6 protein-coding genes are annotated in these 9,636 nt (G+C 45.9%); all 6 read left to right on the top strand.

Going from position 1 to position 9,636, the window contains the following annotated elements; all coding sequences use genetic code 11:
* Nucleotides 1–10: 10 nt before the first annotated feature.
* Entirely contained in the window at nucleotides 11–1,687 is a 1,677-nt protein-coding gene (locus M0Q51_13760; GenBank protein ID MCK9401042.1) for a cohesin domain-containing protein, read from the top strand.
* A 46-nt stretch (nucleotides 1,688–1,733) separates the two neighbouring features.
* On the top strand, nucleotides 1,734–4,007 hold the full coding sequence (locus M0Q51_13765; GenBank protein MCK9401043.1) for a hypothetical protein: 2,274 nt from the start codon (nucleotides 1,734–1,736) through the stop codon (nucleotides 4,005–4,007).
* Between the two features lie 66 nt (nucleotides 4,008–4,073).
* On the top strand, nucleotides 4,074–6,623 hold the full coding sequence (locus M0Q51_13770; GenBank protein MCK9401044.1) for a T9SS type A sorting domain-containing protein: 2,550 nt from the start codon (nucleotides 4,074–4,076) through the stop codon (nucleotides 6,621–6,623).
* A gap of 59 nt (nucleotides 6,624–6,682) precedes the next feature.
* Nucleotides 6,683–6,928: a hypothetical protein gene (locus tag M0Q51_13775; GenBank protein ID MCK9401045.1), complete on the top strand. Its 246-nt coding sequence runs from the start codon at nucleotides 6,683–6,685 to the stop codon at nucleotides 6,926–6,928.
* Between the two features lie 385 nt (nucleotides 6,929–7,313).
* The gene (locus tag M0Q51_13780) at nucleotides 7,314–7,526 is read left to right on the top strand and encodes a hypothetical protein (GenBank protein ID MCK9401046.1); all 213 of its coding nucleotides are present in this window, start codon (nucleotides 7,314–7,316) and stop codon (nucleotides 7,524–7,526) included.
* Nucleotides 7,527–7,562: 36 nt separating this feature from the next.
* Nucleotides 7,563–9,636, top strand: a 2,074-nt coding sequence (locus M0Q51_13785; protein ID MCK9401047.1) for a hypothetical protein, incomplete at its 3' end; no start/stop codon positions are given.

Raw genomic sequence — 9,636 nt, forward strand, 5'->3', positions numbered from 1 at the left:
ACTGGCCATATTGATCTTATTCTTACAGCCTATCATCATGAAATCACAAAACGCCACAGCAACCATCGGAAATGTCACCTCCTGCGCGGGGGATACGGTGCTTGCTCCGGTTGACGTGACCAACTTCATCGATGTGGGCGCCATGACTATCTATATCGGCTATGATACAAATGCTGCAGAATTTTTATCCCTCCAGAATATCAACTCCGCCATCCCGGGCGGGATCAGTTATAACGCCAGCAATGGCCAGTTAGGCATCGCCTACAGCAACATCAACTCATTTACTATTACCAGCGGTAAACTTTTCGATCTCAGGTTCAGCTTCCTGGGCGATTCAACCTTATTGCCTTTTAACCCGGGCACCGAAATCGCTAACTCAAACCTTGAGATCATCCCTCTCGATACCTTCCCGGGAAGCATCAAAAACAGCATACGGCTCATCAGCCAACCCGACAGTGTAAAATCTTACCCGGATAACGATGTGATCTTCAGGGTCACCTCACTGGGCAATCCCGATTACCAATGGCAGGAAAATACCGGCTCCGGCTGGATTGACCTGCAAAATGACCAGACGTATTCAGGCGTTAATAATGACACGCTGACCGTACATGACGTCCCGCTGAGTTACGACGGATATACTTACCGCTGTGTGCTCTCTGCAGGCAATTGCACCGAAATTACTGACGTGGCCCTCCTTGAAGTGGCGCTTGCTTTTCCGGCCGCAACACTTGGCCTGGTTAGCTCCTGCCCGGCAAATGAAGTTTTTGAACCACTTTTTGTGGGCGACTTTCTGGATGTCATAGAATTTACCTTTAACATCTCTTTTGATACAGCTTATTTAGCCTTCCAGGGCCTTCAAAATATTCACCCGGACCTCCTCCCGGGTAACCTGACTACCTCACCCCTGCCGGATCCTCCAGGTGTGGTTATCCATTGGAACAACAGCAACCCGGTTTCCATCACAAGCGGAAAATTGTTCGACCTGAATTTCAGTTATGAATCTCAGGACCATACCCTGGCTTTTGAGACAGGTTCAGAGGTGCTGAATTCATCGTTCAATCCCATTGATATCACCTTGACTGACGGCCATATTAACCAGCATGCCATACCGGAAATAACGGCCCAACCCCAAAACGATACCGTGATGGAAGGCCAGGATGTATTCTTTATAGTTGACGCCCTGGGAACTGAAGAATATATCTGGCAGTTCAGTACCGATGGTGGCAATTCCTGGACATACCTCACCGACACACCACCTTATTATAATACACACACGGCAGCACTGACAATCAGTCCTGCCATATTTGGCATGAATGAATACCAGTTTGGTTGCCGCCTCGATAACGAATACTGCATGGTTTATTCCGTGGCAGCTACCCTGGTGGTGGACACACTCAATTATATCGGCAATCCTGGCGGCATTGGAATCCTGCAGGTTCATCCGGTCCCTTTCCGTGATAATATCCATATCAGCCTGCCCGGTGATTACCACTGCACTTTAGTCAGTGTTTATGATGCCAGGGGGATGATGCTTTGTTTCTTCAAGATAAATCAAAATCAGGGACATTCGCAGGATCTGGAACTAGACCTGGCTGCATTGTCAGAAGGGCTTTATTTCCTGAGATTTGAAGGGACCCGTGACGGTAAGACAGCGATGGAACAGAGAAAAATACTAAAAACCAATTAATATAATATGATTTTAAGATATAAGCAAATAATTAAAAATTAATGATATGAATAGGAAAATTTACATCTTACTAACCGTACTTCTGGCCTGGTCATTCGGTTTGAAAGCACAGACAGCTCAAATTGAATCACTCACAGCGAATCCCGGCGCTACTGTATCTTTCGATATTGATGTCGCAGGATTACCGACAAATGTCGGTGCAGTATCGCTGTTTATCGGGTACGACCCGAATGTTTTGACATTCACTAGTTCTACCGGACCCGAACTGCCCGGCTACATTCTGAATAACATGATTGGAACCGACCAGATCGGTATCCAATGGACCGATCCTTATGGAGCTGATATTAATGGAACGCCAATGGTCACATTGACTTTTCAATACAGCGCCCTGGGGGGTACTTGCGACCTTACTTTTGATCCCGGATGCGAATTTGCCGATACCTTGCTGAACTCCATTACGGTCGCTTATACAAACGGAGGCATCGGCCCGAATGCAGGCATTGCCACCATCATCATTGATGAAATCCTGGCCAATGCCGGACCGGTAAGCTTAGGGGTGACTGGAAACGGATTTACCGGGAATGCCGGTGCGGTGACATTATTCATTGAGTTTGACCCGTCTATCCTGCAATTCACAAGCTATACAACTACTTTACCAATGCTTTCGATAAGTGGAAATAATACAACCGGCCTTATCAGCGTAGCATACTCTTCAACATCAGGATCTTCACTTGATACGACCTTCCTTACCCTGAATTTTAATTATAATGCAACAGGTACTTCCGAGCTGGTATTTACCGGTGGATGTGAAATAGCTTACACGAATCTTTCTCTAGCAATCGTATCATATGATAATGGGAAGGTTGAACCATTAGCTACTGCCTACCGGTTAACCATTGAAGATGAGATGGCAAATCCAGGAAATCCTGTTGGTATTGGCATTACAGCTTTAGGATATCCAGATACTGTCGGCGCTATTACACTTTTCATCGGTTATAACCCGGCTCACCTGACTTTCCTTAGCCTTTCCAATGGTACTGTCATTGGAGCTTTAGCCAGTGTGGTCAGCCCAGGCCTTTTAGGTATAACCTGGACCAATGTCGGCGGTCAGGGAATTGACGGTGTTATTTTCACCATGAATTTTGATTACAACTTCGGATCCAGCGATATCACCTTTGAAGGAGGTTGTGATATTTCCGATATCACGCTTACCTCAATCCCGACGACTTATATAGACGGGAGCATTTCACCCATCACCGGCGGCGCTGAAGTCAGTATGCCAGTTAAGACCGGAACCGTGGGTCAGCCCATTGATTTCCCGGTCAGGGCAAAGAATTTCTCCATGGATATTGCTGCCATTTCTTTGTTTATCGGTTTTGACAACAGTGTTTTAACTTATACCGGCCACACTGCCGGAACCATTACCGGTTACTTTATCAATTACATATCCGCTACCTCCCAGATTGGTGTCCAGTGGACCTTTCCTGGTGGTGTGGATATCGATCCGAACGGCAACGATACCTTGTTTACCCTTCATTTCAATTATAACGGCGGCCAAAGCAACCTGACGTTTGACGCGGGTTGCGAATTCGCTAAACCTGACCTGACGACTGCCCCGGTGTCCTTCTTTGACGGGGCTGTGATCAGTGGTTTCCGCTTTAACATCAAGGCTTTTCTTGAAGGCCCGTTCGATACTACGACAGTGAAAATGGATACATTACTGAACTTGGGTGGTTACCTGCCTCTGGCCCAGCCTTACAGCGGAGTTCCGTGGAATTATGCCGGAACTGAAAACGTTGGTTCTATTCCGAATGCTAACGTGGTCGACTGGGTATTACTTGAATTCCGTGACACTCCCGGAGCTGCCAACACGGCAACATCAGCTACCATGGTTGCACGCCAGGCCGCTTTCCTTCTCAATGATGGAACCATTGTCGGATTGGACGGAACAAGCGAAGTGCTGGTTCCAACCGTATTCACCGATAACATTTACGTGGTTGTATATCACAGAAACCACATCAGGGTTATGTCGGCCAATGCATTATCACTAGTGAACTTTATTTACGTGTATGATTTTACCGATGCCCTGGCAAAAGCATACAATTCTGGCCAAAAGGCACTTGGTAGTTATTTTGGAATGTACAGTGCCGATATTGATAATGACGGAAATATCTTCGCTTCAGATATAGCTCTGTTTGTTGCTGCCTTCCCTTCATTCAGTGTTTATCATAATGCTGACCTTGATATGGATGGAAATGTATTTGCATCAGATGTGAACTTTATGATCATCAATTTCCCAACATTCACCACAATTCCATAATAATACTATATCACGTATTACTTTTGAGAAAATATTTTATTAATGTTCAAGAAAAACATATCAATTATGAAAAAAATAAAAACACTTTTAATCCTGGGTGCCATACTTCTGATTGGTTTTGCAAGTCAATCGCAATCCATCACTTACCGGTTCAATAATTATATGGTTGTTCCGGGAGTAGCCAATGACACATTAATTTTTGATGTCGAGGCAAAAAGCAACGTTGGGACAACTTATACGACCGCATTTGGAATGTTTATAAATTTTAGCGCAACTGCTTTTGGCTCGGGTGCTCTTCCGGTAAGTGTAGAAAGACTTGTATTGACATTGCCAAACGGGTATAACTGGAATACTCCTGCAAGTTCTGCAGGAACTGGCAGATTTGCGTCTTTATTTTCGGCATTCATTTTGCTACCGCCTTTCACCTTCACTTATGACATAACTTACCTTAGCCAATTGACAACAGCGTTCCAAGGTGTCGCAAGGTATAAAATGCTGATAACCGGAACAGGTCTTTTAGGTGTTGAGTTTTACCTAGGTGCAGGTGGTATGCCCGGGCAAAGTTTATATGTTCTTACTTCCGGGGGAACTTCATCCACGGCGTATAGTCCCGTTGTCGCAGACAATACGCTCATTAACCTGCCTCCTGATCCGACAAATTACGACCTGATGTTCTCCGAATTCGGGGACCCATCTACTGCTCCTCCTGCCAATTTCGTTGAAATTTACAATGCCGGTGCAGTCGCAGTGGATTTCAGTCTCTATCCATGGTATCTAAGTGCTAACAATAGTTCCAGCGTACAGCTTACCGGAATAATCAATGCAGGTGATTCTTATGTGATTGCAAACAGTGCCGGCGATTTCGGTACTGCTTACCCGGGAAAAAGCTATGATCTCGCTTCAAGTATCGTTGGTACCGTAGGAACATCGCAATTTGAACTTTCGACATTCGGTGATTATACCAGCGGTACGTCGATTGACGTTTACGATGGAAGTGTAACTGGACTTGATTACAGCGGTAAACATGCCGTCCGTCATTATGATATCGTCAGCCCGAACCTCACCCTCACTGAAGGAGAATGGGAACTCAGCGCTGCAGAAAATATAGATATGACCCCGGGCAGCCACAGGGTGACTCTTACCTGGGATGGAGTCCCAACTTCGGAATGGCGTTCCCAAACCAACTGGGCAGAAGGCTTTATCCCTGATGCAGGCCACAATGTATCCATCCCCAACGTCGGAGCCGCTCCGGAAATCGACAACGCCGATTTCGATAACGTTTATTGTCATGATTTGGATATTGCCAGCGGTGCCGGCCTCACCATTTTATCTGATGAAATAAACGGCGACGGTTCAATCATAACTTACGGTTCCGTTACCGGAACTGCTACCGTGCAACGTTTCCTGGGTGCTGACCGTTTCTGGTATGTATCTCAACCCGTCACTGCAGCTACTGCCAATGTGTTCCTCCATACCTGGCTGTTCACTTATAATGAAACTGGCAGCGCATGGTACCCCTTTATCGAGGATGAGACTACACCGCTTAATCTGATGAAAGGTTATGCCGTTTGGACCTCGAGTATTAATTCGTGGCATATCGGTTGGACACCAATGGGCGATACGACCACTTCTTACAATGGAACTTTGAATACAGGTCCAATAAGCACACCCCTTACCAAAGGCGGAGACGGTTGGAACTTCGTTGGAAATCCGTATCCGTCAGCAGTTGACTGGGATGCCGTGGGTTGGACAAAGACTAACCTTGTCACCAATTCATTTAGTGTTTGGAATGGGGGGCCCACTTACGGAACCTATACAATCGGCGGTGGCGTGGTAAATTATGGCTCACGCTATATTCCTGCTGCTCAGGGTTTCTTCGTTGAGGCTAGTGCAGCCGGTATACTCGGTGTTACCAATGCTGTCCGTACACATAGTACACAAGCCTTCTGGAAAGCCGATGAAATCATGCTGAACCGTTTGAGCATGACTGTTTCCGATGGAGAAATGAATGATGAAACCGTCATTTACTTCAATGAAAACGCTACTTCCGGACTGGATTATGAATATGATGCAACCAAACTGATGGCCCCGGCTGCTCCCCAGGCATATACCATGCTTGCCGATGAACAGATGGCTATCAATACATTCAATAATACTACCCAGACTGCATCTGTGATTCTCGGCGTGAATGCACCGGAAGCCGGTGAATATACCATCACGGCATCTAATATCGAAAGCTTTGATGCCGGAATCCCCATCTACCTTGAAGATCTTCCAACAGGTCAGTATATCAACCTTCGCGAGACATCAAGCTATAGCTTCAGTTCAGGTGTGGGAATGTCAGCCCGTTTCGTGGTTCACTTTACAGACACCCAGGGCATTGATGATCCGGTATCGGAAATCAACAGCATCTATGCTGTTAACCTTACCGTTTATGTTGACTTCAACGCAATGAAAGGTGAAATCGTGATCTACAACATCCTTGGACAGGAAATCAGCCGTTCAAATGCCAGCAATGGCCTGAACATGGTTTCCGTACCGCAGGGAAATGCCGTTTATATTGTGAAAGTCATATCAGACAATACCACAGTGACGAAGAAAGTGTTCGTTAAATAATTTTAACGTGAACAAGCTTTAAAAAATTAGTATATTTGCAAATGATAAAAACAACAGCTATGAAAAAGGCGATCAGAATAGTCCTCTTAACAGTTTTCTTCATCACTTTCACAGTGGCATTGAACAGCGTTATAGGCCAGCCCATGCCGGGTGACGATCCATCAGGCGGGGGTGCTGGTAATCCGCCTGTTGGTGGATATGGCGGTGCTGCCCCGGTAGGCAGTGGATTGGTCATTTTGTTGGCGCTCGGGGCCGGCTACGGCAGCAAGAAGGTGTACAACGCCAGGAAGAAACTTGTGGAATAAAAGAAAAATGACCGGATCTTACGAAAACAGGCGAAATAATTAGTTTCCTGCCCGTTTTCTATATAAATCCCCTTTCAATATCAACTGAAAGGGGATTTTTTAATGCGTTTATCCGGTAAACGAAAAAAAGAAGAGATATTGTTATTTTTTTTGTTTTTATTAAATCTTTTTTATATTTACATTGTAAAAAAGTGTATATATAACTTGAGTCAAGCCTTTTTACGCCCAAAGCCATGAATATCAGTACTTCCCCCCATCTGATCCGCTTAATTAGCGGTTTATCATCACCTCCTTAGTTTATTGTTCACACGGGTACGGCTCATTTTCATCCCCCTAGCCATCATTTAAGCATTACCCAAGTATTTAAGCCTAATAACCCAAAGTCATGAAAAGATCGGACCTCTCCTTTAAATATGTGAATGATACCCTGCCCAGGCTGAATCTGGCCTTTAACCGTTCCGGGAATATTTCGATTCACGGGGATATGAATATGGTTCCGGGTATTAATTACCGTACCGGAAAACTACAGGTAATTTACTCCGGTCAAAAGGACGCCAAACCGGTCAAACTCGCCGAAGCCGAATTAATTCTGAACTGATTCCAGATGACAAAGACGCCTGAATAATAATTAGCAATGAAAAACAAGCAAATTAGAAAAGTGTGGTCACTCTTGAAATGCGTGATTGTTGCTTGTTTTTTTCTTTCCGTTGGCATTGCTGGTCTGGCACAAAGAGTAGCCTCAGTAACCGGAGATTGGAGCAATACTGCAACCTGGGGAGGGTTTGCGGTGCCTACCGCTGCAGAAACCGTCACCATAAACAGTGGTATAGCTGTAACAGTGGATATAGCGGTAGCTTGTAACACACTTACTTTTGCAGCAGTTACAGCATCCAGCTCTGTAACTATTTCAGGAACGAATTCTCTGACTGTTACCGGGCTTGTAAGCATGCCAAGACCAAGTACCGGGCAAACCTGTACGATTGCCGTGGGGGCCGGATCGCTTACTGCCGGCTCGCTTACGATGATTGCAACAGTAACAACTCGAAATGATATTATTTCCATTTCAACCGGGACAGTTACCATCGATGGAGCCGTTACTACAGGTACAACTGGTTGTCAATTTAACTTTTCTGATGCGGGTTTATTAAGATTTGGTGGAACTTTCTCAGGAGGCCCTGCTGCACTTACTCCATCAACCGGAACAGTAGAATATACAAGTGCTACTCCTGTTATCCAAGCGTTTTCAGGCTTATACAACAATCTTACATTTAGTGGAACAGGGACAACTACTGGTTCGGGATCCGGGACGATTACCATCCAGGGTGATCTTGCCATTACAGGAGGAGGGACATTGAACTTTACGGCTCGTCCTGTAACCTTTACAGGGACCATAGCTACGCAAAGCATTGCAAGCTTCACGACCACTGGCTTGATTTCGATGACAAAAACCGCAGGAACAGCTACTTTTCAAGGTACTGTAAATGGTGGAGCTTTGACTATAAACGGCTCAGGAGGAACACTCAATCTTGGTACAGGTCTTACCCATACCATCTCAGGGACACCGGGGACACTAACACTCGGAGGATATGGCCAACTTTCCGGTTCCTGGGGAGGCACCGGTTCGGGAGCAACCTACATAAATACTACTTACTTTGCGGCAGCAACCGGTATTTTGAATGTTGCTGCGTCATCCTGTACCGCCGGCGCCTGGATTGGAGGCATAAGCACCGATTGGAATACAGCATCTAACTGGTGTGATGCAGCAGTGCCAACCGCTTCAACAAATGTTGTCATTCCGCCAGGAGGTAATCAGCCGGTAATTGGGGCAGCTGCCGTTTGTAATAACATGACCGTCAATTCAGGCGCTACGTTGACTATCACGGGTTCAAATACCTTAACCGTCAGTGGCAACTGGACGAATAGCGGTACTTTCACGGCAAATTCCAGCACGGTAATTTTTAACGGTGCAGACCAAACAGTTGGAACCGGTCCGTTTAACAACCTCACGCTATCTACTTCCGGCACAAAGACTTTGGCAACTGCTACGATTATAAACGGTAATCTAACCATTAATACCGGTGTAACTTTAGCCGCCGCGAACTTTGGATTAACCTTTGGTGGCGATTTTATCAATAGTGGCGGCACGTTTACCGCTGGCAGCTCCCCGATTGTCATTGCAGGTACAGCAACTCAGAGCATTGCCGGCTTCACCACAACCGGTTTGGTATCAATGACAAAGACCGGAGGTACGGCAACCTTTCAAGGCAATGTGAGTGGTGCCGGCTTTACAATTAATGGCGCAGGCGGAACCTTGAATCTTGGTGCAAGCCTGACGCATACATTTACAGGTGTCGTGACCCTTACTGCCGGAACTTTGAACGGTGGTTCCAGCATACTCAACGAAAATGCAACGAGCACAACAGCTTGGAATGGCTCGGGGACAGTATTCACTGCAGGTACAAGTACGGTGAATTTCGGTGGAGTTGCTCAAACTCTTTCCGCAACAGCTACAACGTTTAATAACCTTACACTATCTAATTCCGGCACAAAGACTTTGGCAGCTGCTACGACTATAAACGGCAATCTAACCATTAATACCGGTGTAACTTTAGCCGCCGCGAACTTTGGATTAACCTTTGGTGGCGATTTTATCAATAGTGGCGGCACGTTTACCGCTGGCAGCTCCCCGATTGTCATTGCAGGTACAG

This window comes from Bacteroidales bacterium (genome assembly GCA_023229505.1).
GTDB lineage: Bacteria > Bacteroidota > Bacteroidia > Bacteroidales > JAGOPY01 > JAGOPY01.